Raw genomic sequence first — 25,473 nt, 5'->3', positions numbered from 1 at the left:
GACGGCCGCCTCACCAGTCGCCGAGGTGCGTCATGTGCTCGGCGACCTCGGCCGGTGACGGCTTGTACAGCCGGCCCGCCAGCTGCCCGTCGGCGAGGAAGAGCACCGTGTCGGCGTAGGACGCGGCGACCGGGTCGTGGGTCACCATCAGCACGGTCTGGCCTATCTCGTCCACGACCTGCCGGAACAGCTTGAGGACCTCCTGGCTCGTGCGGGTGTCCAGCGCGCCGGTCGGCTCGTCGGCCAGCAGCGCGTCCGGCCGGGTCGCCAGGGCGCGGGCGATCGCGACGCGCTGCTGCTGGCCGCCGGAGAGCTGGCCCGGGCGGCGGTCGACGTACTCGCTCATCCCGACCCGGGTCAGCAGCTCGCGCAGCCACGCCTCGTCCACGGCCATGTCCGCGAGGCGCGCGACGAGGGTGATGTTCTGCCGCACCGTCAGCGCCGACATGAGGTTGTAGGCCTGAAAGACGTAGCCGATCCGCTCCCGTCGTACGGCCGTCAGCTGGGCCTCCTTCAGGCCGGACAGCTCCGTGTCGCCCAGGAAGACGCGGCCGGTGGTCGGCTGGTCGAGCCCGGCGATGCAGTGCAGGAAGGTGCTCTTGCCGGAACCGGAGGGCCCCATGACAGCGGTGAAGGTGCCGCGCGGGACCTCCAAGGAGATGCCCCGCAGGGCGGTGACCGCGTTGTCCCCTTCGCCATACGTTTTCGTGACGGAGTCCAGCCTCATGGCCGCCGTTTGCGTACCCACTGTCATGTGCGCGTGCCCTTCCGGTTGTTGGCAGCTTCACCGTAGGGGGACGCCGGACGGGGCAACGAGCCACCTGGGGCCCGTATCGGGGGTGGGGCCAGGTACACCCCTGGGGCGTGGGAGGCGAGTGGTGCGCGGGATCAGCCGTTGCGTGACCCGGCGCCGGGGCAGGTGTCCACCGGCAGCAGCGCCGTCGCGTCGGCGAGGGGCACCCTGGCCTCCCCCGTTCCCGTCCTCAGCACCAGCACGCCGCGCTCGGTGCGCAGGGGCTCTCCGCACTCCGTGCCCGCCGGTGTCCTCACGAGCAGCCGGGGTTCCTCCTTGTCCGGCCCGTACCAGGTCAGGGCGACGCCCGTCACCAGCAGCGCGCCGCAGGCCAGAGTGAGGACCACGCCCCGCAGCATCGCCCGCAGGGCGCGGCCGGCCTCCACGTGGTCCCCGGCGTACAGCGCCGCCGCGCTCACCCGCGGGCCGGAGGCCGCCGTCGCCGCCGGCCTGCCGTGCGCGGCACGCAGCAGGTACAGCGCGCCCACGGCGCCGCACACCAGGGACAGCAGGAGCATGCCGCCGACCAGCGCGTCGTAGGGGGCGGCGAGTTCGCCGACGTCCGTACGGCCCTTGACCAGGCCGAAGCCGAGCAGACCGAGGAAGAGCCCGGCGAGTCCGTTGCGCCAGGCCAGCGCGGCCTCCCGGACCCTCGGCAGTTCCTCGGCCAGCGCCTGCCGCATCCGGCGGGCCGCCGCACGGTCCGCGGCGACGGCGGGGCGGCCTGGGGTGATCCGGGGGCCGGCCGTCGTCCGGGGGCCTGTGGTCACAGCTCCTCCAGCCTCACGATCCAGTAGGCACCGCAGCCCTCCTCACCGTCCGGTCGCTCCGCGTGCTCGAAGGCGCAGGTGCACATCACCGGGAACTCGGGCGCCCGCACGCCGTGTCGGCGGCCACGCCGGGGGCCGCGGAACGCCCGGGGCCGGTGGGTGAAGGTGAAGGAGCAGCCGCAGCGCGGACACGTCCCGCTCAGCACCGTCGTCCCGTCGTCCACGGGCAGGGCCTGCGCGTCCCGGCCGAAGTCCCGCGCGTAATCGGGGGCGGTCTGCTCGCGGTAGGGCACCCGGTGTGCTTCCTCCGAGGTGTCGGTACGGGGCGGGGCGCTCTCTCCCGGCATGCCGGCGGCCTCCTTGTGCGCGGGTACGGGGCAGGAGCCATCGTTCCCCGCCAGCTGCCGCCCGGCCTCGCGATGCCGGGAGCCGGGCGGCAGGCGACCGGAAGACGACCGGGAGGTGACCCGGTCGCTTCGCCAACAGACGCCCGCCGGGCGGAAAGTGGGCGGATCGTGGTCGCGTCGGAGGCAGTGTCGCCGGTCCCGCACGCAGGGTGCCGGCCAGTGGGCATGATGGCCCGGGGAGGAACGGACCATGAGCGACGCCACCGAGGAACCGCTGCTCGTCCGGGCCGAAGCGGCCCTGTCCCGTACGGAGGACTGCCGGGCGCCCACGGAGCCCGAGACGTACGACGGTCTGCGAGGACCCGAACTCGACCGGGAGATCGAGGAGATCGACGCCCTGCTGGCCGAGTTCGACGGGGGCCCCGCCGCGACGGTGGCCCGGCTGGAGGCGCGGCTCGGCCTGCTGCTCTGCGTCAGGTTCGTGCTCGGCGGATCCGACGAGGACCGCGTCCGTGCGCGGGACCTGCTGGCGGCGGCACGGCAGTACGACGTGCTGAGCGAGCGGGAGCGCGACACGACGCGGAAACAGCTGATCGTGCTGCTCGCCCGGCGGCTGGGCGGGGTGACGATGGAGTCCTTCGACCCCTTGGACGCGGCGACCCTCCAGCAGATGATGTGGGTGGGCAGGCCGGGGAGCCAGGGCGGCCCCGGGTACGTCGAGGACCTCCAGCTGCTCTACCGGTTGGCCGTCGAAGCGGGACTCGCCGAGCAGCTTCCCGCCCCCGTACGGCAGCTCATGAACACCCTGGACTCCTTCGCGGCGGTGCGGATGGACGACAGGGAATCGGTCGCCGGGTTCGCGGAGGAGCTGCGGGGGAAGTCCGCCCACCTCCCCGGTCCGCTGCGCCACACCATGGAGACCGCCGCCATGCTGATGCGCGACAAAGGGACTCCGGCGTTCCCTTCTTCCGGCTCCCCCGTTTCCCCCGAGCGGCCGGAGCCGCCCGGGGCGCGGGGGGAGGGCGGGGAGCGGGACGAGAGCGACGATTCCTTCATACCGGAGTTCCTGGCCATGATGGAGGCGACCTCGCCGCAGTCCGTGCGGGGCGAGGAGGTTCCCGCGCTCATCGACCGGCTGTCACAGCCGGACTCCCCGTTGCCCTCACGCATGATCGCCGTGATGCTGCAGATCTCGCTGGGTATGCGCACCGGGGACCGCGGACGCCTGCACAGCGCTCTCACGCAGCTCCAGAAGGCTGCCGCAGACGGCGAGTTCGCCGACGGGAGCCAGGCCCTGTGGCTCCACGGCACGCTCTCGATGCTGCTGATGCTCGCGGGGGAGGCGGGCGGCAGCCTGCTGGACACGGAGGCGGCGGAAGACCTCCTGGAGGGCCTCCCCGCGGTGCCGGCCGGCGGAGACGGCGGTGCCATGCGTGTCCTCGCCGACTGCCTGCGCGTCCAACTCCGCCTCAGGAAGCTGCAGGAGACGAGAGACCTCGCCGCCATGGACCAGCTCATCGACGAGCTGCACGACGTCGACCCCGGACCGCTGACCGAGGCGGGGATGCCGGGAACCCTGGAGTACACGCTGGGATACGCCTATCTGTCCCGCGCCTACTTGTCCGGCTCGCGAGCGGACGCGCACCAGGCCGTCACGCACATGCGGGACGCCATGGAGAGCCTCGGCGGGCTCGCCGCCTTCGAGACGCTGAGCGACATGAACGCGGTTCCCGTGCACGGCCTGGCCGCCCTGCTCGGGTCGGACCCGGAGGAGCTCAGGCAGGGACTGCGGCGTACGCGTTCCGTGCTGGGGAAACCGGGCCTCACGTTCGACTTCGAGGTCAAGACCCGCATGTTGCTGGCCATCGGCCTGGAGGTCCTCCACCTGCGTACCGGTGACCCGGACGTCCTGGACGAGGCCGTCACCGAGCTGGAGACGGCCTGCCGGCTCCTGCCGCCCGAGGGCGCCCCGGACGCACAGCAGGTGTACTGGCTGTACGCCTCCCGGCTGGCCGACCGGGCGGCGGCCCGCCCCGGCACCGCGCAGGCCGCCGAAGACCTCCCGGAGGCCGTGCGCGCCGCCCGCCAGTCGCTGCGCGCCGTCGCGGACGAGGTGCTGCTCCAACTCGGCGTGCGCCACGGGCTGAGCGTCGCCCGGAAGGGCGCGGACCACGGCTGCACCGCGGCCTCCTGGGCCCTGGCCGCGGGGCGGGTGGACGAGGCGATCGACTGCCTGGAGGCGGGGCGCTCCCTGGTGCTCGCGGCGGCGGCCGAGTCCAGGAGCGTCACCGACCGGCTGGAGGCCCTGGGCGCCACCGGACTCGCGGCCCGCTGGCGCGACGCGGTCGCTTCTGCCACGCCGGGCGTCGGGGCCCCGCTGTCGGTCGAGGCCCTGTTCGCGGCGGGGGCGGAGGATCCGCGGCTGCCCGGAGACGTACGGCGGCAGGCCCTCGACCTGCTGCGGACCGACGCGTGGCAGGGCGGTGAACCGACGCCCGCCGAGCGGGTGGCCGCGTTGCGGGACGGCCTGACGCGCGCCGACGTGGACGCCCTCGTCCATCTGCTGCCCGGCGGCGGCACGGACGACGGCGCGGTCCTGCTGGTCGCACCGGAGGGCCCCGCGCGGTCCGTGCCGCTGTCCGCCCTCTCCGCCGAGGGGCGCGCGCCGCTCGCCGCCTTCCTGGCCGCGGAGGCTGAGCGCAAGCGGGTGGACGCCGACGCCGGTTCCTCCCCGCAGGAGGCGCGGCGCGCCGAGGCACGGTGGCGGGAGGCGCTCGACGAGGTGTGCGTCTGGGCGGGGGAGGTGCTGACGCCCGTACTGGACACGCTGGACGTGTGGCCGCGGGCCCTGGCCGAGTCGGGGCTGGCGGACGCGACGGCGGGCGACGGTCGGGACGTGCGGCCGGTGCGGCTCGTCCTCGTTCCGTGCGGCAGCCTCGGTGCGGCGCCCTGGCCCTCGGCGCTGCTGCGGCCCCCGCAGGGGCTCGGCGGACCCGGGACGGTGCGCGCCTTCGAGGTGTCGGTCATCACGCACGCGGCCTCCGGCCAGGAGTTCCTGCGGGCGTCGGCCCGGACCCGGATGCGCCCCGCCGAACGTCCCGCGCTGGCCTTCCACGGGGACGACCTGCTGGCCTGGGCGGAGGAGGAGATCGCGCTCCTGCACGAGGTCTACTACCCCCACGCCGAGGTGTACCGGGACCAGGACGCGCCCGCCACTCCGGGGACCGTCCTGTCGCTGCTCGGGGGCCGCGCCGAGTCCGCCGCGTCGCTGGTCCACCTCTCCTGCCACGGCATCGCGGGCCCCGACCCCACGACCTCCGCCCTCCGGCTGGCACCCTCCCGGCCGGACGGCTCCACGGGCGGGGACGGCCCGGGTGACGACGAACCGCTCACCCTCGCCGTCCTCCTGGAGACACCGCACGACGGCGAGGCCTACCGGTCGCGGGGACCTCTGGTGGTGTGCGGCGCCTGCGAGACCGACCTGACCACCCGCGACCACGACGAGGCGCTGACGCTGACGTCCGTGCTGGTGCACCGGCTCGCGGCCGACGCCGTGGGAACGCGCTGGGGCGTGGACGACGACGAGTCCGAGATCCTGATGCTGGTCCTGCACGACCGGCTGGCCGCCGGAGCGGCGCCGCCCGACGCCCTGCGGGCGGCGCAACGCTGGATGCTCGCCGACCCCGGCCGACGGCCGCCGGTGCGGGCCCTGGAGCGGGTCCGGGCCCGCCGCTGGAACAGGGACTTCCGCCACACCGACGTCTGGGCGGCCTTCGTCCATCACGGCAATCCCTCGGGAGGTACACCGCAGTGACCCCGGAAGATCTCCTGACGCTCCTGGTGGGGCATCGGGAACGGCTGGCCGACGGCCTGCCCGACGCGGAGGACCGGCAGGAAGTGACCGCGGCGCTGCGCGAGTTGCACGAGGCGGTGACGTCCGGCCGGTCCGCCTCCCCGGCCGTGCGGCGACTGCGCCGGGCCCTGTCCGCCCTGCCGCCGGAGCACCCGGTGTCCGAAGCGCTGCGCAGCCGGCGGTACGCGGCCGACGGCGCCGGTGACCGGCCGGCACCGGCCCCCGACGCGATCGGGACCGTACTGAACCTGCTGGAGGCGCGAGGCCCGGGCGCCGTACCCGAGTCCGGAGCCCGGAAGGCCGTCCAACCCGGCCCTGACCCGGCGGACTTGCTGGCGGCGGCCCGGGAACGGCTGCTGTCCGTCCCCGCCCTGAACGGTCCGGAACACGCCCAACTGCTGGCCTCGCAGGGGGAGCTGCCGGACCTGATCCGGCTCGCGGACCCCCGGCCCGGGGCGTCCGGGTCGCGCTGCCCGCGTTTCCAGTTCCTGCCCGGCACGCTCCAGCCGCTGCCCGTCGTCCTGCGTGTCAACAGCCTGCTCCGCGCCGACGTGGACCCATGGGGCGCGGCCGACTGGTGGCTGGGCGTCAACAGTTGGCTGCACGGTGTCCCCGCCGACCTCCTGGGCACGCTGCCCGACGAGGACCTGGAGGGCGCCGCGCTCGAACTGGTGGAGTCGGACTGATGGGCCTGCATGCCCCGCCCGAGGGCGTCGCCATGGAACCGCTGCTCACCGTGCTCCCGGCCGGCAGCCTCGTCTGGCGCTGCCACCGGCACCATTACGGCGCCGCGGAGTTCAACCCCCGCCCGGCGCACGAGTACTTCAAGGGCAGCCGCTTCGACGCCACCGAGCGCGACCCCTATCCCTACCTCTACGCCGCGCTCGACCCGCTGACGGCCCTGGCCGAGGTCTTCCTGCGCTCCGTGGAGTACGGCAGCGGGTCCGGGGTCCGGCTGATCCCGTGGGCGCAGGCCTCCCAGTACCGGCTCTCCGCGCTGCGCACCACCGACGACATCACGCTCCTCGACCTGACCACGGCCGAGGGACTGGCGTCGGTGTGGCAGGACGAGTGGCTGGTCGACTGCGAGGAGCGCGAGTACGACAAGACGCGGTACTGGGTGCGGGTGATGCGCCGGCACTGCGGCACCGCGCAGGGACTGCGGTGGATGTCCAAGCGGTGCCGGCCCCGCGCCGCCCTGCAGTTCTTCGGCGACCGGGGCAAGCCGTGGGCGGCTGACGGGACGCCGCAGGAGAGTTGGCGGCTGGACTCCGAGGAGGGGGCGGACCGGGCCAACCGCCTCCTGAGCGACCTGCGGGCGGTCATCTCCGTCCCCTCGGGCGGACCCGCCGTACGGATCTGAGCCCGCGTACGGATCTGAGCCCGCTGCTCCGGCCCGACGAAGGGCCGGAGCAGCGGGCTCACCTGCTGTGCGCCGCGCCCGCCGTGAGGCGGTGCGGCACCGGGTCAGACGGAGACGTCGCTGCGGGTCATCGGGAGCAGGGGCCACTTCTGGGACAGCCGCATGGCCGCCTCCGTGACCGCCGGTTCCCTGGCCGCCAGGAGTACCCCGTCGAGGTAGCGGTGGGCCGCCGCCTCGTGGAGTTCGCGGGTGGCCCGCACCCTGTCCTCCACCGCCGCCCTGCGGTCCTCGCTCCGGGCCTCGGCCGTGTCCGCGGTGACCCGCTCGCGCTCCGCCGCCACCAGGCTGAGTTCCCGCCGCCGCACCAGTTCGCCGCGGCGCTCGATCGCCGTGCGGTAGGCGTCCAGGTGCGGGTGCTCCCTGCACAGGGCGAGCAGGAAGCCGATGCCTCCGGACAGCACGAGGAGGGCGACGAACAGCCAGGTCACCGTCCACGGTTCCAGGCTCAGCCGCTCGATCAGGCTGTCGGTGCCGGCACCCGTGTCGGCGGGGGCGAACCCGTCGGTGGCGGGCGGGGGTTCCTCGGTCTGCATGACGTACTTGGCGCGGACCACACCGAGCACCCCGGTCAGGAAGGCCCAGACGCCCAGCAGGGACAGCGCCGGCAGCCAGCCGGCCCGGACGGAGCCCGTCTCCGGCCGCCGCCGCAGCATCAGGCCCGCCAGGTGGGGCAGGATCACCATCAGGACCGCCGTGCCCGCGGCGAGCACACCGGTCTGGACGTCCACGTCGACGTTGCCGATGCCGTGGAACGGCTGGTAGGCCACCCAGTAGATGGGCAGTTCGACCGCGAGGATCAGGCCGAGCAGGGCCCACCGCATCCAGTCCGGGACGGCGGGCCGCTTGTGCAGCCCTTCCCACGCGCGGGCCAGTCCGGCCCCCGTCGCCCCGGCCCCCGTCGGCACCGTGACGCGGCCGGGGCCCGCCACGCCGTCCGGCGCCGCGGCGCCGGGGGCGGGCTGCCCCACGTTCACCCACTGCCGGTCACCGTCGTCGGCCGTGCTGCCGGGTTCCGCCGCGCCGTCCGCCGTACTGCCTTGCGCAGTCCCGCCGTTCGCGCTTTCGCTGTCCGCCGTGCCGCCTCGGGGGCTTCCGTCGTCGGCCGTGCCGCCGGTCCCGGTACCGGAGTTGTCCGGCTCATCTCCCGGGCCGCGGTGGCGGCGGGACTGTCCGCCGTCGCCCTCCAGTACGTTCCTCTCCACGCGCTCGCGCAGCGAGTCGCGGAAGCGGTTCCAGCGGCTCGACCTCATGGCCAGCAGGTCCAGTTGCCGGGTGGTGGTGGCGATCTGCTCGTCGGTCCGCTCCACCTCCCCGTCGATCAGCTCCACCTCGGCCCGCAGCCGCGCGGCCTCGGCGAGGGCGTGCGCGTCGTCGAGCCTCGCCTGCTCCTCGGCCCGGTGCGCCTCCGCGCCGATGCCCCGGATGACCCGGTCCCGCACCGAGGCCAGCGCGGCGAAGTACGGCACCCGGTCGTCGCTCTGCAGCGTCAGCGGATCCAGTGCCCCGCTGCGGGCGGCGGCGGCACCGCGGCGTTCGGCGTCGTCCAGGAACCGCTGCTCGGCCCGGACGTCCAGCACCACCGGGCGGCCGGACGCGGGTTCCTGCCGGGCGCCGTCGCGCCGTCCCGCGGTCCCCCGCCGCCGGGACGCCGGCCTCTCGGGGCGCGGTTCGGACCGGCGCCACCGCCTGGGGCCGGGTGCCTCACCTGTAGTCGTAGTCGACATGGGCCTGTGCCCTCCCTTCCAGTATCTCGGCCCAGAAGGCCTCGAAGTCCTCGCTCTCGCTGGGCCTGCCGTGGTACTGCATGCCGAGACCGACCGGATAGACGTGCATGTCCTTGAGACCGGGCAGGCCGCGCTGCTCGACCAGGGTGTCGATGACCGAGGTGCGCTTCTGCTCGGTCGACAGGTCCGCCTTGTAGAGGTTGAAGTCCTTGTCGGCCTGGTCGAAGTCGCTGACGACCAGCAGCTTGGCGCTCGACCCGGCACCGCCTCCGCCACCGGCCCCGTCCCCGGACACGGCCGCGCCGATGCGGTCCAGTGCCCCCCAGACGTCCGAACCGTCCTGGGTACGGGCGCACTCCAGCTCCTCCAGCGCCCGCTTGGCGGCGAGGCTCCGGGCCTTGGCACGGGCACGGTCGCGGTCGGTGGTCTCGTTGCCGGGCGGGTCCAGGTCGACGTCGGCGACCCGGCAGGGCGAGGACTTGGAGGAGCGGGTGATGGGCGCGAACTCCACCGAGCCGCAGCCCTGTTCGTCGAGGAACGGCAGCAGACTGCTCTTGAGCTTGGCCTCGGCGTCGAACCCGTCCTCGGACGAGCCCGATCCCGAGCCGTCGACGACGACGCCGCACGGGGTGTCGAGCGGGTCGGGCGGCGAGGTGCACGAGACCAGCGCGGCCAGCAGTACCACCGCGGGCACCAGCGCGGCCGTACGGCGGAGTCCCGCCCGCCGGCTGTCGGGGACCGATCGATGCACGGTTCGCTTCCTTCCGGGAGGAGCGGGAGTCTCGGCGGCGCCCGGCGCCGCAGGGGGTATTCGGAGGCGGTACACGGTCACCGGCCCCCTGCCCGGGCCTGCTGCCCGGCGGTGCCCGGCTGCTGGGTGCGCAGGATGGTCAGCGCCTGGACCACCGGCGGTACGGACTCGTCCCGGCCGCGCTCGGCGTACCAGGAGTCGGAGTCCAGCCAGTCGTCGAGGCGGTGCCAGGACGGATCGAGCTCCACCGTGCCCGGCAGCCAGCCGGGCGGCCGGGCCGCGTCCAGCCGGTGCTCGGCGTCCTCGGCCTGGCGGCGGTGTCCCCGGCGCCAGGCCGCGTCCCAGTAGCAGGCCAGCAACTGGTTGCCCTCGTCGACGAGTTCCTGCGCGCCGATGCGCTGGACGTCGGCCGCGTTGCGCCACTCGGCGACGATCCGGCCGTAGCGGGCCAGCGCGGCCGGCGCCGGGCGGCCCCGTTGCTCGTACTGGGCGACGACGCGGACCGACTCCGCGTGGATCGTGGCCACCAGCCCGCCCCGGCCGGACAGCAGCCGGCGGCGCAGCCGCGAGCAGCCCCGCTCCACCTCGTTCCTGATTCCGACCACGTAGGGCGGCAGCGGCAGGTCGGCCGGAGCGTCACCGCTGCGGGCGTCGGCCATGAGGGACACCAGGTCCGCCGCGTCGAGCCGGCCGTGGAGCCGGGCACCGGTTCTGGAGACGAAACCCAGTTTCGCCCTACGGGGGCGGCGGGCCGGCCCGCCCGGGAAGTTCGCCATGAAAACAGCCTCCCAATTCCGTCCGCGCGGCCGTCCGAGGGCGATCCGCGCATCGAGAGAGTAACGGAATAGCCGATCGCAACGGGCCCGGTTTCCGGCGGAATTGATCATTCCTGGCCGCGGATCCGGAAAACAACCGGAGTTCGCCCGGACGACGGCCCAAGAATGACGAAAGCGCGATTGCGTGCGCGGAGTTCGGATGCCGATACTTCTTGGCGGAGCGAGGGAGTGAAGATCATGGAGGTCCGGATCAGCGGGACGCATTTCCCCCTGGAAACGCTGGGGCCGGGACAACGGCTCGGCATCTGGTTCCAGGGCTGCGCGCTCGCCTGTCCGGGCTGCATGTCCCGGCACACCTGGGCTCCGGAGGGGGGAACCACCGAGGAGGTCTCCGGCCTGCTGCGGATGTGGGAGGAGGCCCTGGGGAGGGGGGCCGAGGGGCTCACCGTGAGCGGCGGTGAGCCCCTCGACCAGCCGGAGGCACTGGCCGGACTGCTGGCCGGCGCCGCCCGGGCGAGGGACCGCGCCGACGGCGGCGCCGACGGTGGGGAGGGCGGGGCCGACCTGCTGGTGTACACCGGCTACGAGCCGGACGAACTCACGGCCGCGCGGCACCGGGCGCTGCGCGGCGCCGACGCGGTGATCACCGGCCGGTTCCGGGTGGCGCGGCCGACCCGGCTGGTCTGGCGCGGCTCGGCCAACCAGCGCCTGCGCCCGCTGACGGCACGGGGCGAGCGGCGGTATGCCCCGCACCTGGCGCGGGACAGCGCGGGCGGCAGGCTCCAGGTGGTGGCGCAGCCGGGGCCGCCCGCCGGAGTGCGGGTCCACGGCGTACCGCTGCGCGGCGAACTCAGGGCCGTGGAACAGGGGTTGCGGGAGGCCGGGGTGACGCTCAGGAGCCCGAGTTGGCGTCCCTGAGGAACTCCAGGTACTCGCGGTGGACGGTCACCAGCAGCACGGACCAGCTCGGGTCCCGGCGCAGCTCCTCGCGGATCGCCGCGAGCAGCCGGGTCGCGGCGTCGGCGGCGGGCAGACCGCCGTGCCCGGCGCCCAGCAGGGGGAAGCAGATGCTGGTCAGCGGGAGCGCCAGCGTCCGGCGTTCGGCGCGGCCCAGTTCGAAGGAGGCCCGCACGGCGTCGGCCACGGTGCCGGGGGCGACGTGGTAGCGGTTGCCGTGGTCCACGGGGGTGGCCACGGCGGCGTGGTAGATGCGGCGGACGCCCTGCCGGGAGAGCGCTCCGGCGGAGGTGGGCACGACCGTGCCCGGCGGTACGGCGAGCCCGGTGCGGCGGTGGGTATGCAGCCAGAGCGCCAGCTCGCGGGCGAGGACGTCGTCCACCACTTCGCCGGCCGCGCGCTCGGCGGCGGCCCGCCGCAGTACGCCGGAGACGGTGGGCCGGAAGGTCTTGGACATCTCCAGGAAGACGTTCTCGGACGAGACCAGGATGTCGGTGTCCCACACCCGCTCGATGGGCGCCACCCGGACGGTGACACGGCCGGGCGCCCCGGGGAACGCGGCCGCGGGGAAGGCGGTGTCGGCGGATTCGGGGGAGGCGGACTGGGGCCAGGCGGACTCGGGCGAGGCGGACTCGGGTGGAGCGGACTCGGAGGGAACCTGCTCGGGGGGTCTGGTCGCGGGGGGAGTGACCGTGGCCGGAGTGCGCGCGGGGGACGGGGGACGGGTGGGTGCGGCGGCGCCGGGAGGGGGCGAGGGCGGGCGCAGGCCGTGGGCGGTGGGGGGTGCGCCGACGGGGGGCGTCCGGACCGTGGGCCGCTGGCCCGGCCGACTGCCGCCGTGGGTCCCGGACCGGCTGTCACCGGGTACGGCGGGCCGCGCCTGGCCGGGTACGGCGGGCAAGGCGCGGCCGGGCGCGTTGGGCCCGGCGTTGCCGTGGGCGGCCGGCGGGACGGCGCCGGGCGTACCGGGTCGGCCGCCGCCGGGGATACCGGGCCGTGTGGCGCCGGGGATGCCGGGTGGGCTGTCCCAGGGTGTGCCGGCGTGGCTGCCGTCGCGCGCACCGGGCGGCGGGGCACCGGGGACGCCGAGCCGCGGGGCGCCGGGCGTGCCGGCCCGGATGCCGCCGGGCGTGCCGGTTCGGCCGGACCGGGCCAGGGAGAGTACCGCCGAGGCCAGGCCGTCGAGCACTTCGTGCTCCTGGCTCTTGCGGAACCGCTCGGTGCCCACCCCGTACACGCCCGCCGCGGCCTTGCGCCGGTCCGGGGCGGGCACCCCGCGGCGGTAGGCGAAGAGGCCGAAGGAGTGCGCGGCGGCGCGGGCCAGCGGGTCACAGTCGTCTGCGTCCCGCAGCTCGCCACCGCCGCCCAGGCGTCGTACCGCGGACCCGAGCAGCTCCTCGATGCCGTCGAGTTCGTCGTCGGCGTCCTCGCAGAAGCCGGCGGCCACCGCGGCCGCGCGCAGTCCGTCCCGCGAGCAGTGCCGCAGCCGGGGGAGGCCGAGGAGCCTCAGGCGCTTCAACTCCTCGGTCAGTTCCCGGTGCGAAGGCAATGCGTCCATGGGGCGCATGGTAAACCGTTCCCCGGACTAATAAATATGATCATCGGAAATTTCAACGCTACGGGGCCGGGAGGGAAGACCGACGGCCCGTCCGACGGCCTCCCCGGCGCTCAATTCACGTTCCGCGCGGCGAATCGACAAACGCCCCACCCGCGTGGGGGCCACTCGGATAATCTCTTGATCCCCACGCCGCTTCACGATCGCGGGACGGGCATATTCACCGGAAGGTCGGGCGATGGCGACCACTGACCCCACAGACTTCGTTCCCCCCGAGAACCAGGGCTTCTCGCGGGCCCACCAGATCGAGACCAGGCGGGTCGCCGCCCAGGTGCCGGACGAACTGGCGGACCGCTTCTCCCTGCTCAGGGTCCTGCAGGCCGCGGAGCGGCCCTCCCAGGCCGTGGTGCTCAGGGTGAGCGACCTGCGGAGCGGGACGCCCGACGTTCCGCTCGTGCTCAAGTGGTACCACCGCATGCACGCTCCCGGCCGGGACATCGACCGGACACTGCTCGCGGCCGGCCGGGTGCGGCCCGAGGGGACCACCCACCTGGAACACCTGCTGGAGACCGGACGCGCCGACGGGCACCCGTACCACCTCCACCGGTCGCACGGCGAGACACACCTCGGCGAATACCAGCGGGAGCACCCGGGACCGCTGGCTCCGGAGCAACTGGAGTCGATCGTGGCCCAGTTGCACGCCGCCGTGTCGTACCTGCACGACGCGGAGGTCGTGCACCGGGACATCACCCCGGACAACGTCATGATCCAGGCGCAGGGAAGCAGCCCGACGGTCACGCTGATCGACTTCGGCGCGGCGGTCCACCGGCCGGACGAGTCGACCCGGCACTTCGACTGGCGGGGCAAGCCCCTCTACCTCGCTCCGGAGGCCGCTTCACGACTGCAGTCCGTCACCCCCGAGGCGGACTGGTGGTCGGTCGGCATGGTCGTCGCCCAACTGGCCCTGGGGCGGCCCCTGCTGGACGAGCGGGAGGACAGCGCCGTCATGGAGGCGCTCGCCACCCGGGACCCGGACGTCGGCCACCTCCGGCCCAACCGGGTCAGGACGCTCTGCGCCGGGCTCCTCACCCGCGACCCGGAGCACCGGTGGGGCGCCCCGCAGGTACGGGAATGGCTGGACGGCGGATCCCCGGCCACCGCACCGCGCGCGTCCGGGTACGGATCCGCGCCGGGGTACGGTTCCGTGCCCGGGGACGGGGACGGGGCCGCAAGGGGAGCGACGTCGTCCTGGCCGGAGCCGGCCCCCCTCACCCCGTTCCACTTCGTCGGCGAGCGGTTCACCCTGCGGGAGCCGCTGGCCCGAGCCCTCGACCACTACCACGTCGCCACCGACCGGCTGCTGGAGGACGAAACCCGACGATCCGAACTCGGCGACTGGATGGGGCAGTTCGCCACGGCCGTCGGTGCGGGCGGGGAGGGGCGGAGGACCCTCGACGGCCTCCGCGACGCACTGAAGCGGCCGCCCACCCCCGACCTCCCCATCCGTCTGATCAACTGGCTGGGCCCGCAACTCGAAGCCGCCTGCTGGGGAATGCCGCTCACCGTCCGCGGCATCCGCGACCTGTCCCGGGCCGTCGGGCAGAACGACGGCGCGGCGGTCCACATGGCCGAACACCTGCGCAACCACCCGGAGATCCTGACCGCCCTGGCCGATCGGCCCCTCGGTGAAGGGCTGGCCGAGACCGTCACCCGCTGGCAGTCCCTGCGCACCGGGTGGCCGCACGTGGTCCGCGAACTGCTCGCGGACCCCGACCTGCGGCGCCTGCCCCGGGTGCGGCACGCCCTGCGGCAGACCGTCGCGGTGGACACCCTGCTGCTGGAACTGGCCCGGGAACCCGACCGCGTGGAGGCCCTGCTGGCCCACGAGGCGGCGAGGTTCGAGGACGCTCTCCCCCGGGGAGTCGCGGTCGCGTGGTTCAGCCGTCTGCTGCGGCCCGTCGACGACGACGTTCCGCGCCGCCTGCGGCTCGTCGCCGCGCGCCGGCTGACGGACCTGGCGGTCCGGGACGCCGACGCGCGCTACGAACGGCAGCTGCAGGACGAGGCCGAACGGCGGCTGCGGGAGGACCAGGACGGGGCCATCGCCGTCCTGCAGCGGCTGGACCTGCCCGCCGCCCTGGGCTGGGCGCTGCTCGGCGCCACCCTGGTCACCTTCCCCTACACCTTCCTGATCGGGCTGGCCGACGTGTTCGCCTGGGCCTCCCAGGACCAGGTGGTCGTCGCCTGGCTGTGGAGCCTCGGGCTGACGCCCGCCGTCTTCGCCGCCGAGCTGTTCACCGCGAACTGGATCCGCCCGCCGGCCTACCACCCGCGCCACTCCCTGGCGGGCCTGATCATCGAGCGCGCGGAGCGCCCCGCCTCGTTCGTGCTGTCCCGCAGATCCCGGTTGTTCCTCGGTGCGCTGACGCTGCTGGCCGTGTGCGCGCTCGTCGTCGGGACGGTGACGTACGCCCCGTGGCTGTGGCCGGCGGTCTCCGCGGGCGCGGTCGTGGTGTGGAGTGTCCGGCGGTGCCTGGCCTGGAGCAGGGGCGGACGCGGTCGCCGACGCGGAGTCCGACGGGGGCGGACCGGCGGCCCGGCACCCGTCGGGGGCCGTGACGTACCTCCGCAGCGCACCCCCGTGTCCCCGGCCCCCTCGGCCGGGGACACGCAGGGGAGCCGGATGACGGGAGCCGACCGGTGAGCGAGGCGTTCTTCCAGTGGGTCCAGGCCGGTCCGGTGGCCCCCGGCGTGGACTTCGCCCTGCCGCCGGCCGCGCCTCCCGTACCCGCTCCCGACCCCGTCGAACTCGCCCACACGGGCGCGCTGCACGTCGACGGCACGACCGAGGAAGTCGCCCACCACCTCGGGGATCTGGCGTCCGAGGCCGCTCAGCAGGCGGCCGACGCCGCGGTCCAGGTGCTGGGCACCCTCAGCGGGGCCCTGCTGGCGGGCCGGGCCGCGCTCGCGACGACGAAGGTGCTGGCGGGGGCGGCCGTCCGCGCGGCGGAGGAACAGCGGTGCCTGGAACGGCAGGAGAAGATCTCCGCCGACGCGGCGGAGCAGTGGCGCAACGCGGCGTTCGCCGCCGCCCGTGCCAACGCCCGCCGTACGGTACTGCGCGCACGGATCGCGCGGATCGCCGCGCGGCCCGCGCCCGGCGATCCGCCGCCCCGCCCCGACCTGCCCGGCCCACTCGACCCGACCGCGGGCCGGCTGGCCGACTTCCGGTGCGAACTGGCCCGGTTCGAGCGGAGGCTGGCGGCGGCGGAGAAGGCGCAGGCGGACTGGGAGGCCGAGACCTTCCTGGCCACGCAGGCGGGCGCGGCGGGCGGCGACCGGGGCGGCCGGGACGGCCGGGGCGGTTCCGGTGGTCCCGGTGGCCGCGGCCCGGACGGACCGGACTGGCAGGACGCGGTGCGGGCCCGGCGGGACGCCATGGTCCGGGACAGGCCGGCTACCGAAGAGTCCCCCCTCCCGGTGCCCGATCCGCCGCGCGCGGCCGGCCCGGCGGGTGCCACCGGCCCGGCGGACGGGGCCACCGTGCGCGACCAGGGCGCCGACATCCTGGCCTCCCTCGACCCCCAGGCCGACGCCGACCTGGGCGGGATGGCCGCGAAGGCGGTCGAGCACGCACTGGCCCACGCCGGCCGCCCGCAACGTGCCCGCCGCTACCTGCGTGAGGCACGGACCCTCGTGGCCGACGCCAACCGCAGGGCGTGGCAGCTGCGCCGCGAGGCGGAACAGGCGGCGGTGCAGCTCGACTTCCTGACCGGTCCGCTGCCCGACGCCCCGGACCTGCCCGACCCGGACCCGGAGGCCGTGGAGGCGCTGCGCAGGTGCGTGGCGGACCAGATCCCCTTGACGGCCGACGAGCGGAAGGCGGTGGAGCAGAGTACGGCGGCCCGGTGCGCCGCTCTCGAAGCCCTGTACCTGGAGCGGCAGTGCACCGGTGTCCTGGCCCGGCTGGCCCAGGACACCGAGGGCGACCTGCGGGTCGGCCGGTCGGACGGCGACGACGACGGCGGCGACGGCGGCGACGGCGACACGGTCACGCTCGACTGGACGCCCGGGGACTGGGACCCGGACCACTGGATCAGGCTGCAGTTGCGGGGGGAGGACGTCCACGTCGTCACCATGCGCCCGGCGACCCGGGGCGAGCGGCGGGCCGGGGACCTGGAGCTGGACGCCCGGCGGTGCGCGGAGGCGGCCGAGCGGCTGGACGAGTTCCGTTCCTTGGCGGCGACGGCCGGACTGACCCTGACCTTCGAGATGCGGCACGGCGAGGTGCTCCCGGGCACGCGCGTCCGCCGCACCGGGCCCGGCGGACGTGCCGGGTACCAGGACCACCGGAGGCCCCCCGGCCCGAGGAAGCGGCAGCACCGGGCCCCGGACGACCCGGACGGCCCCGGCCGCACCTGACCGTCCGGTCGCCCGCGCCGTCCGGCCGGGCCCCGTCCTCCACGGAAGGCTCACCCCATGGACCTGCAGAAGCAGGAGCAGGAACAGACACACCGACTGGAACAGACACACCGACAGGAGCGGACACACCCGCAGGAACAGACACACCCGCAGGAACAAGCACAGGAGCCGCAGCACGGGCGGAGGCAGCAGGACGGCGTCGGGCTCCCGCTGTTCGTGCAGGAACTGACGGGCACCCTCAGCGTGCACTCGCAGTACGTCCTGCACGGCAACATCCACGATCTGCACCTGGTGCGCGCCCACGGCCGGGACCGGCACCACCCCCTGCTCGACGTGGTGTGGAACCCCCTGCTGCAGATGGGCTACCAGGTGCTGGTCGGGTGCGACCAGATCAACGGGCTCCGGATCCTGCACGCCCTCCCGGAGGTCGACGAGGCCGCCAGGACCCTGCTGCCGACCCGGCCGTTCCCCGGGGCCGACCCGGCGCAGCAGGAGAAGGCCGGTGCCGAACTGCGCAACATCGTCACCGGCTGGGCGGACGCCCGCAGCAGGGCGAGGTCCGACAACGTGGCGCTGCCGCCGCTGCGCGTCGCCCTGGTGGTCGAGCACGCCTCACGCCTGGTCCAGGACGTCACCCGGCTCACTCCGGACGAGCGGGACTTCTTCCTCTCCTGCCTGCAACTCGCCGACCTGGCGGAGCGGATACGGGACCCGAGGCGCACGGACGGCCGCGAGCTGTTCAACCCGGTGATCTGGCTGGCCGAAGGGGAGCGCGACCTGCCCAACTGGTTCGTCTCGGGCAGTGAACGGATCCGCCCGATCGCGGTCCCCCAGCCCGACGCCGACGAGCGGCGCCGGATGGCCGATCTCCTGCGCCGGGACTTCCGGGCCCGGCAGCGGACGGCGCCGCCCCACGGCGACGACGTGCCCGAGGCGGACCGGGAGACCGTCGAGGCGGTGGCCCGGGCGGCGGGCGGGATGACGCTGAGGGCGATGCGGGAGAGCCTCGACCTCGCGCTGGACCGGGGGCTCGCGTTCCGTTCGCTGCCCGACGCGGTGCGGATCTACCGCCTCGGTGTGGAGCGGAACCCCTGGAGCCGGGACGAGGTCCGCCGACGCATCCTGCGGGGCGAGGACCCGGACGACGAACGCTCCGTCCCCCGACGGGTGCTGGGCCAGGACGCCGCGGTCGCCAAGACGCTCGACATCCTCAAGCGCGCCGCACTGGGCCTGTCCGGGGCGCAGGCGACCAGCCCCGGCCACCGCCCGCGCGGCGTCCTCTTCTTCGCGGGCCCGACCGGCACGGGCAAGACCGAACTGGCCAAGGCCGTCGCGGCGGTCCTCTTCGACAACGAACAGGCCTACCTCCGCTTCGACATGAGTGAGTTCTCCTCCTCGCACGCCGCCGACCGGCTGGTCGGGGCGCCACCCGGCTACGTCGGGTACGAGGCGGGCGGCGAACTCACCGCCGCAGTGCGGCAGGACCCCTTCCGGGTGATCCTCTTCGACGAGATCGAGAAGGCCGACAAGGGCGTGCTGGACAAGTTCCTGCAGGTACTGGAGGACGGCAGGCTCACCGACGGGCAGGGCGTCACCACGTACTTCAGCGAGTGCGTGCTGATCTTCACCTCCAACCTGGGCGTGCAGCGCATCGACCCGCAGACGCAGCGCCGGGAGTGGGTCGTCCAGCCGGGGACGCGGTACTCCGAGCTGGAGGCGACGGTCAAGAAGAACGTCAAGGACCACTTCGAGCAGGTCATCGGCCGGCCCGAGCTGATGAACCGGATCGGCGGCAACGTCGTCGTGTTCGACTTCATCTCCCAGGACGTGGCGAAGAACATCTTCGACCTCCAGCTGAAGAACATCCGGCGCCAGCTCGCGGCCGAGCACCACGTCGTCCTGGAGATCCACGAAGCCGCCCGCACCACGCTGCTGCACCGCTGCACCGCGGACCCCTGGACGGGCGGCCGGGGCATCGGCATGGCGTTGGAGACGGACCTGATCAACCCGCTGGCCCGCGCGCTGTTCGCCGAGCCGGGCCTGGGCGAGGGCACCACCGTGGTGGTCGCGGGCGTCACGGAACTGCCGGACGGCCAGGTGGAGCTGCTGGTCGACTTCAAGGAGTCGGCTCCCCGATGAGCACACCCGCCGACGACGGCGCCCCGGACCCCGTACCGGACGGTGAGCCGGAGGCCGACGGCTGGATCTCCGTCGTGCGCGCGACGACCCTGCCACCGCCGCGCCGTGCCTCCGGGACCGCCGCGCCCCATTCGGTCCGGGCGGTGCGCGCCCAGCTCGCCCTGGACTTCGGCGAGCTGGGCGGGCCGTTGCTCCTGGACCGCGGGCAGACGGTCCGGCTGGGCCGCAGCAGCGGCTGGGCGACGCCGGACGCGGCCGGGATCCTCTCCGGGGAGTCCTCGGTCTCCGCCCGGCACGCCAGTGTCGAGTACGCCGAGGACGGCACGGTCTGGCTGACCGAGGTGCCGGAGGGCTCCACCAACGGCGTCCGCGTCGGCCAGCACGTCCTCGCCCCCGGACACCGCCTGAGGGTCCGTACCGGCGACACGGTGTGGCTCGGCCCGCACGTCAGCTTCCGGCTGCGCGGCGGAGCCCCGCCCGGCCCGCCCGCCACGGACCGCGCGGCGAACGGCACCTGAGCGCGGGCGCCACCCGCGCGCACCGCCGCCACCCGCGAGGTCACGCGCCCGGTGGTGAGTGCGCGCCTCAGATCCACCGCCGACGGGTCGCCTGCACGCCGGCCGCGAACCGGCTGGAGACGCCGAGCCGGTCCATGAGCTCGGCCACTTTCCGGCGCTCCGTGCGCACGCTGATCCCGAGCGCCCGTGCCACGGCGCCGTCGGTCAGGCCCTCGGCGAGCAGTTCGAGCAGCTTGCGCTCCTGAGGGGTGACCTCGTCGGCCTGCGCCTCGCCGAAGTCGTCGCAGGGGAACCGGTCGGAGTGGTCCCAGTACGCCTCGAACAGCGCCCGCACGGCCAGGACGACCGGCTTGCCGCTGAAGAGCAGCACCGACTCCGGGTCCTCTCCGGGCAGTCCGCCGACCACGGCGGCCGTCGTGTCCACGATCAGCAGCCCCATCGGGAGGGAGGGGGCGGTCCGCACCTCGCCCCTGTGCTCCACCGTCCACAGGGCGTGGGAACGCGTCGCGTCGTCACGCACGATGCCGTCGAGGTAGATCGACCGGAGGCGGGCCCCCCGGGCAAGGGCCTGCTCGTAGAGTCTCGGTGGCACCGCCGCCTGACCGGGCTCGTCGGCCGGCCTGTCCCCAAGGTCGGCGGGGTGGGCGGGATGGGCCGGGGGCTCGAGGTAGAAGGCCAGGCTTTCGTGCCGGCAGGACTCCGCGAGCGCCTCAAGACGCGTACTGATGTGGTCCGCGCCGTACAACCGCTCCACACCGTCGCTGTGGGCCTGTCTCCTGACGGCCGCGTATTCGCTGGCGAGGAGGTCGAGCATGGTCGTGTTGTGCTTGATGCGGTGTTCCCGGCGGGCGAGTTCGTGCTGTTCCTGCTGGAGCAGCACACGCATTCCGCGCGACGGATCGACGGCCCTCAGGCCTCCCGGGGACTCCCTGGAAGGGGTGAGCAGAGACAAGTCGATGAGCCGCGCGACGGCAGCCTTGACGCAGTCGTCGGCGCTGTCGGCGAGTTGTGCCGGCCGGTGGGCGTCCTCGTCCTGAAACAGGAAAGCGCGGTACACTTCAAGCGTATTCTGGTCAAGTGGTGCCACTTCTTTCATTTCGTCCCCCGTTGCGTCGCGCTGGAATATGCATCCGAGGGCCGCACTTCGCAACTCACTGATGCGAACCGTCACGGCCGCCGCGATGCTCCGCCACCAGTTTGCACGGTCGTCGCAAGAGTGCGGACGGGACGTGGTGGGACCCGCGGTCGACGACTCCCGTGTGCCCCGCCGCGCCCGCGTCACGTGGCAGCTACCTGCTTGGCAGGTAGCTGCCAGATCATGGTGCAGACAGGCGCACTTCATGATGATTTCCTCTCCTTGCCCGTTGATGCAGATGGGAGAGGTGGGGCGACCGCTGAAGGTGTGGTCGAGAAGTGAGCGCACCGCGACCCCGCCGACGGAGCGCGTGTGCGGCCCGGCGAAGCGGCCGCGTCCCCGAGGACGGTGACGCGGACATCTCGCGCCAGGCGGGGACCTGCCGCCGGGCCGGCAAGGTGCGGACGGCGCATCGCCGCCGGAAAACGCCATAGAGGAACAGAGGCTGGAAAGCCGGCACAAACAGACAGAAACAGACTCGGGGGAGTGGTTCGGATGTTCAGTCGTGCCGCACGGCCCGTCGGGTTCGGAACATTACCGAGCCGGCGGCGTGACCCCCTTCGGGGGCCATCGCGGACCGCGTGCGGTGATCGCGGCAGAGACCACGGCGAATGACCAACACCCGAGTTCCGGGCGCGCCGTTCACTTTTGCCCGGAAAGTACGTTAGATCTACACATCGAGGAATTGTGGGGGACAATTATGACCTCGGGCATGCAAAATTCGACTTCTGCGAGACCCTTTTCCGCAACGGTGGTGCCGTTCACCGTCGCGTGTCCCCCTCTTCGCTGAGGGGGCGCGATGCTGTTCAGAATTCTCGGACATCTCCGGATACGGGAAGAGCTTGAACTTCGCTCCCCACTGCGGCGGGCGATTCTCACGGCCCTTCTCCTGAGACCCGGTCGGCCCGTCGGGATGACGGAACTGGCCGAACTCCTGTGGGACGACCCGCCTTCGTCCGCCCTGGCCAACCTCCGCAGCCACTTCACCGGTCTGCGGCGCGACCTCGACCGTGCCCAACCGGGGCTGAGCCGGAGGATCACGACCTGCCGCGGCTCCCAGAGCGGCTACCGGATCGAAGCCGGACCCAACGAGATCGACCTGCCCACGTTCGTCGACGCCTCCCGGCAGGGCCGCAACCTGCTGGCACGGGGCGAACTCGACGGCGCCATCGCCATGCTGGAGGGCGCACTGACCCTGTGGCGCGGTCCGTTCGGGCAGGACCTGCCCGTGACGCGCTGGTTCGACGCACACGCGACGGGACTGCGCAACGGACGCCTCGACACCTACGAGGACCTCTTCACCGCCCTGCTCATGGCGCGGCGGACCGAGATGCTCTCCTACCGCATCGAGACGGTCGTGGCGGAGGCGCCCTACCGGCAGCGCCTGTGGGAGCTCCTGGCCGCCGTGTACTGCGTTCAGGGTGACGCGGTGAGCGCCCTGGGCGTGCTCAACCGCTGCCGCGCGGTCCTCGTCGAGGATCTCGGTCTCGACGTGCCTCCGAGCGTCGAGGCGATGCGGGGCGCGGCGCTCACCTGGGACAGCGAGGAGGCGCTCCGGCTGATCACGCGGGCCCCCCTGGCCCGGTCGTAGGCTCCCGGCACCACCGCGCCGGTCGGCGTCCGCACGGACGCCGGCCGGCGCGGTGGTGCCAGGACTTCAGGGCGTCGCGGGCGTCCCCTGGGGCACGGTCGCGACGCCGGGCCCGCGGCCCGCTCCGTCGGCCTCCCGGCTCCCGGACGCCTGCTCGTCCCACTCCTGCATGAGGTCCTCGACCTCCTCGACGTTCATCGGGTCGAAGTCCACGACGTCCGCGACGGCGCTCACACCCGAGATCATCGAGATGAAGCCGACCCGTGAACTCTGCGTCACCATGTTCCCGATCTCCCGCGCCCGCTCCTCGTACTCCTCGCGCAGCCGGGTCGGGTCCATGAAGAAGCGGACGTAGGCCAGGATGTCCTGGAACAACTGGCGGTAGACGGCGTCGAAGTGCTGCAGCGACGCCTCCTCCCGGTCCTCGTCCCGCAGCGCGGCGTCGAGCGCCCGGGCCGCGAGCCACGCCCCGGACGTGCCCAGCCACACGCCGGACGAGAACAGCGGGTCGATGAACGCGGCGGAGTCCCCCACCGCCACCCAGCCCGGGCCGTGGAACGTGTCGCACACGTGGGACCAGTCGCGTGTCGTGCTCAGTTCGCCGAGCGCCTCCACGTCGACCATCGTCTTCGCGAGATTGCTCCTGCGCAGGCAGTCCAGGAAGACGTCGCGCTGGGTACGGCCCGCCCGGGTCTCCTCGGTGAGCTTGTCGACGGGAAGGACGTACCCCATGCTCAGCCTGGTGTCCGAGAGCGGGATGCCCCACACCCAGCCGCCGCCCTCGATGGCCTCGACGAGGATGTCGTCCTTGTGGTCGAGGGGGGTGTAGGAGTCGAAGTAGCTCCAGACCGCGACGTTGCGCAGATCCTCCTGCCAGCTGGTCTGCGTCAGCCGGCGGGTCAGCAGGCGGCCCTGACCGGAGGCGTCGACCACGAACCGCGCGGTGGCCCGGTGGGTCTCGCCGCCCTGCGTGTAGACCACCCCGGTCGTCCTGCCGGACTCGTCCTTGAGGACCTCGGTGACCTGGGCGGCCTCGTGGACCTTCGCGCCGAGGCTGCGGGCGTTGTCGAGCAGCAGCTCGTCGAACTCGCTGCGCGTGACGTGCCAGGCGTGCGTGAAGTGGCTGCCCGTCGAGGAGAACGCCGCGGAGAAGTCGCTGCGCCACGGTTCGGGGTCCTTGCCCCACCGCAGGGTGATCCCGCTCTTGTGCTGGAAGCGGGCGTCCAGCTCCGCCACGAGCCCCAGCTCCTCCATGAGCGGTGCCATGCCGGACACCATGGACTCGCCGATGTGGTAGCGGGGGAAGGTCTCCCGCTCCAGGACGAGTACCTCGTGGCCGGCCTTGGCGAGCAGGCCGGCGGCCGTGGAGCCGGCCGGGCCGCCGCCCACGACGACGACGTCGACGTTCTCGGTGCGCGACATGGGGTCCTGTTCTCTCTACTAGGAGGTCTCTACTGGGAAGTGGTGCGTGTCTCGGGTCGTGTACGGAGGGGAGCAAGAGGGCGCGCGGTCAGAGCACCGGGCCGGCCTCGGCCGCCGAACCGCCGCGGACTCCGCCGAGGAGCTGCAGGAGGTCCTGGGCGGCCGCTTTGGGGCCGTGCAGCTGCGCGACACCGGTCGTGTTGAGGACGACCTCGTCCACGCCGGCGGCGGCGAACTCGGCCAGCCGCTCATGGATCTGGTCCTCGGTGCCGTACAGGAAGGCGCCCGCGTCCACGACCAGCGCCGCGTCCTGCGCGTCACCCCGCTCGGACACCGGGATCCCGGCCTTGCGCAGCGCGTCCTGGTAGTGGGCCGCCTTCAGGTGGTTGCCGCAGGTCGCCTCGGCCAGTGCGGTGGCGTCCCGGCCCGGACGGGCGACCGCGACCGGCACGATGGCCGTCGTGCGCGCCGGTGTCCCGAGCGTGCGGTCGGCGCCGCGCACCGCCGGGATCACCGTCCCGGCGAGGTGGGCGGCGGGCAGCAGCCAGGTGATGGCCCGGTCGGCCACCTCGCCCGCGAGGGCCGCCATCTTCGGGCGCAGCACGCCGAGACCCACCTCGACCGGCGGCGCCGGACGCTTCAGCAGCCGGGCCGCCACGGAGAAGTACTGGCCCTCCACCGCGGCGTCCGCACCCGACACCAGCCGGCGCACGACGGTGGCGTACTCCCGGGAGGCCTGCAGCGGTCTGGCATACGGCCGTCCGAGCACGGCCTGCTGGAAGGAGACCGGTCCCGGACCGAACCCGGCCACCACGGGGTGCCCGGTCGCGAGCGCCACCGAGCGCGCCTCGAAGGCCGCCTGGTACGGCGACCGCAGCGGCATCAGGGAGACGCCGAACCCCATCGGGACGCGCACCCCGATCCCGGCCAGCCAGGTGGCCAGATGATGGGAGTCGAGGACCAGCGACTGCCCCTGCCACAGCCGCTCGGCCGCCGTCCACTGCACGAGGTTGGCGAACAGCACCGCCTGTTCGGGGCGGGCCGGCGTCACCGGCAGCAGAATCGAGTACTTCATCGCGTGCCGCCTACCGCTTGCGCCGGCGCGCCACGAGGATCAGCGAGATGACGACGCCGGCCACCAGGCCCAGCGCGGCGCCGCCCCAGTTCTCCTGGGCCGCGGCCGCGGCCGCGACGACGGCCCCGACGAACAGCGGAAACGAAGCCGCCATACCGGCCCGCTTGTTGTCGTTCATGTTGTGCTCTTCCCTACTCATGGTGTGCTTTTCCTTGCCTTGGG

The 25,473-nt window shown here is 73.8% G+C and carries 20 protein-coding genes; 9 read left to right on the top strand and 11 right to left on the bottom strand.

What is annotated here, in order from left to right:
* Positions 1-10: 10 nt before the first annotated feature.
* The 3 genes from IG94_RS0123800 to IG94_RS39735 all read right to left on the bottom strand — a co-directional run bounded on the left by IG94_RS0123800 (position 11) and on the right by IG94_RS39735 (position 1,910).
* Complete coding sequence (locus IG94_RS0123800) at positions 11-727, bottom strand: ABC transporter ATP-binding protein (protein WP_031040682.1); 717 nt, start codon at positions 725-727, stop codon at positions 11-13.
* A gap of 161 nt (positions 728-888) precedes the next feature.
* A complete protein-coding gene (locus tag IG94_RS0123795) occupies positions 889-1,563 on the bottom strand; it encodes a hypothetical protein (protein ID WP_031040681.1) in 675 nt (224 codons plus the stop codon).
* Positions 1,560-1,910: a hypothetical protein gene (locus IG94_RS39735; protein WP_052410829.1), complete on the bottom strand. Its 351-nt coding sequence runs from the start codon at positions 1,908-1,910 to the stop codon at positions 1,560-1,562. Before IG94_RS39735 ends, IG94_RS0123795 begins: the two co-directional genes overlap by 4 nt.
* Positions 1,911-2,160: 250 nt before the next feature.
* On the opposite strand from IG94_RS39735, the gene IG94_RS0123785 reads away from it, so the two are divergent.
* The 3 genes from IG94_RS0123785 to IG94_RS0123775 are packed head-to-tail and all read left to right on the top strand — an operon-like array spanning position 2,161 to position 7,126.
* Positions 2,161-5,724 carry a CHAT domain-containing protein gene (locus IG94_RS0123785; protein WP_031040673.1) on the top strand — a complete coding sequence of 1,188 codons (3,564 nt, stop codon included), beginning with the start codon at positions 2,161-2,163 and terminating at the stop codon, positions 5,722-5,724.
* On the top strand, positions 5,721-6,449 hold the full coding sequence (locus IG94_RS0123780; RefSeq protein ID WP_031040670.1) for a serine/threonine-protein kinase: 729 nt from the start codon (positions 5,721-5,723) through the stop codon (positions 6,447-6,449). Before IG94_RS0123785 ends, IG94_RS0123780 begins: the two co-directional genes overlap by 4 nt.
* Positions 6,449-7,126, top strand: a complete 678-nt coding sequence (locus tag IG94_RS0123775; protein WP_031040666.1) for an RES family NAD+ phosphorylase — start codon at positions 6,449-6,451, stop codon at positions 7,124-7,126. The genes IG94_RS0123780 and IG94_RS0123775 overlap by 1 nt, the downstream gene beginning before the upstream one ends.
* Before the next feature lie 104 nt (positions 7,127-7,230).
* On the opposite strand, the gene IG94_RS0123770 is transcribed toward IG94_RS0123775, so the two are convergent.
* From IG94_RS0123770 to IG94_RS0123760, 3 genes are all read right to left on the bottom strand, one after another.
* Complete coding sequence (locus tag IG94_RS0123770; RefSeq protein ID WP_031040663.1) at positions 7,231-8,910, bottom strand: hypothetical protein; 1,680 nt, start codon at positions 8,908-8,910, stop codon at positions 7,231-7,233.
* Positions 8,888-9,661, bottom strand: a complete 774-nt coding sequence (locus tag IG94_RS0123765; protein WP_052410827.1) for a hypothetical protein — start codon at positions 9,659-9,661, stop codon at positions 8,888-8,890. Before IG94_RS0123765 ends, IG94_RS0123770 begins: the two co-directional genes overlap by 23 nt.
* Positions 9,662-9,738: 77 nt before the next feature.
* Positions 9,739-10,437: a hypothetical protein gene (locus IG94_RS0123760; RefSeq protein ID WP_052410826.1), complete on the bottom strand. Its 699-nt coding sequence runs from the start codon at positions 10,435-10,437 to the stop codon at positions 9,739-9,741.
* A gap of 237 nt (positions 10,438-10,674) precedes the next feature.
* On the opposite strand from IG94_RS0123760, the gene IG94_RS0123755 reads away from it, so the two are divergent.
* Positions 10,675-11,355: a 4Fe-4S cluster-binding domain-containing protein gene (locus IG94_RS0123755; protein ID WP_031040655.1), complete on the top strand. Its 681-nt coding sequence runs from the start codon at positions 10,675-10,677 to the stop codon at positions 11,353-11,355.
* Here the strand turns inward: IG94_RS0123755 and IG94_RS43635 are convergent.
* The gene (locus IG94_RS43635) at positions 11,330-12,952 is read right to left on the bottom strand and encodes a macro domain-containing protein (RefSeq protein WP_224326494.1); all 1,623 of its coding nucleotides are present in this window, start codon (positions 12,950-12,952) and stop codon (positions 11,330-11,332) included. The two genes, IG94_RS0123755 and IG94_RS43635, sit on opposite strands and share 26 nt — an antisense overlap.
* A gap of 235 nt (positions 12,953-13,187) precedes the next feature.
* Here IG94_RS43635 and IG94_RS0123745 point away from each other — a divergent pair, with 235 nt between their 5' ends.
* From IG94_RS0123745 to IG94_RS43630, 4 genes are read left to right on the top strand one after another with little or no spacing between them, the layout of a single operon-like run.
* Complete coding sequence (locus tag IG94_RS0123745; protein WP_031040648.1) at positions 13,188-15,653, top strand: protein kinase domain-containing protein; 2,466 nt, start codon at positions 13,188-13,190, stop codon at positions 15,651-15,653.
* Positions 15,650-17,371 (top strand): hypothetical protein, encoded by a 1,722-nt coding sequence (locus IG94_RS0123740; protein ID WP_031040645.1) that lies wholly within the window; start codon positions 15,650-15,652, stop codon positions 17,369-17,371. The genes IG94_RS0123745 and IG94_RS0123740 overlap by 4 nt, the downstream gene beginning before the upstream one ends.
* A 57-nt stretch (positions 17,372-17,428) precedes the next feature.
* Positions 17,429-19,510: an AAA family ATPase gene (locus IG94_RS0123735; RefSeq protein ID WP_078892403.1), complete on the top strand. Its 2,082-nt coding sequence runs from the start codon at positions 17,429-17,431 to the stop codon at positions 19,508-19,510.
* A complete protein-coding gene (locus IG94_RS43630) occupies positions 19,507-20,028 on the top strand; it encodes an FHA domain-containing protein (protein WP_063763406.1) in 522 nt (173 codons plus the stop codon). The genes IG94_RS0123735 and IG94_RS43630 overlap by 4 nt, the downstream gene beginning before the upstream one ends.
* Positions 20,029-20,095: 67 nt before the next feature.
* Here the strand turns inward: IG94_RS43630 and IG94_RS0123725 are convergent, their stop codons facing one another.
* On the bottom strand, positions 20,096-21,085 hold the full coding sequence (locus tag IG94_RS0123725) for a helix-turn-helix transcriptional regulator (protein ID WP_224326493.1): 990 nt from the start codon (positions 21,083-21,085) through the stop codon (positions 20,096-20,098).
* 877 nt (positions 21,086-21,962) lie between these two features.
* Between IG94_RS0123725 and IG94_RS0123720 the strand changes: the two genes are divergently transcribed.
* The gene (locus IG94_RS0123720; RefSeq protein WP_031040638.1) at positions 21,963-22,754 is read left to right on the top strand and encodes an AfsR/SARP family transcriptional regulator; all 792 of its coding nucleotides are present in this window, start codon (positions 21,963-21,965) and stop codon (positions 22,752-22,754) included.
* Between the two features lie 66 nt (positions 22,755-22,820).
* On the opposite strand, the gene IG94_RS0123715 is transcribed toward IG94_RS0123720, so the two are convergent.
* The 3 genes from IG94_RS0123715 to IG94_RS42615 all read right to left on the bottom strand — a co-directional run bounded on the left by IG94_RS0123715 (position 22,821) and on the right by IG94_RS42615 (position 25,450).
* A complete protein-coding gene (locus IG94_RS0123715; RefSeq protein ID WP_051159660.1) occupies positions 22,821-24,176 on the bottom strand; it encodes an NAD(P)/FAD-dependent oxidoreductase in 1,356 nt (451 codons plus the stop codon).
* Between the two features lie 88 nt (positions 24,177-24,264).
* Positions 24,265-25,251 carry an LLM class flavin-dependent oxidoreductase gene (locus tag IG94_RS0123710; protein ID WP_043484383.1) on the bottom strand — a complete coding sequence of 329 codons (987 nt, stop codon included), beginning with the start codon at positions 25,249-25,251 and terminating at the stop codon, positions 24,265-24,267.
* A gap of 10 nt (positions 25,252-25,261) precedes the next feature.
* Positions 25,262-25,450, bottom strand: coding sequence for a hypothetical protein (locus IG94_RS42615; RefSeq protein WP_123937921.1), 189 nt, complete (start codon positions 25,448-25,450; stop codon positions 25,262-25,264).
* Positions 25,451-25,473 lie beyond the last annotated feature (23 nt).

It is taken from the genome of Streptomyces olivaceus (genome assembly GCF_000721235.1).
Lineage (GTDB): Bacteria > Actinomycetota > Actinomycetes > Streptomycetales > Streptomycetaceae > Streptomyces > Streptomyces olivaceus.
Note: the sequence above shows the minus strand (reverse complement) of the source record. Positions and strands in the feature narration are given on the sequence as shown.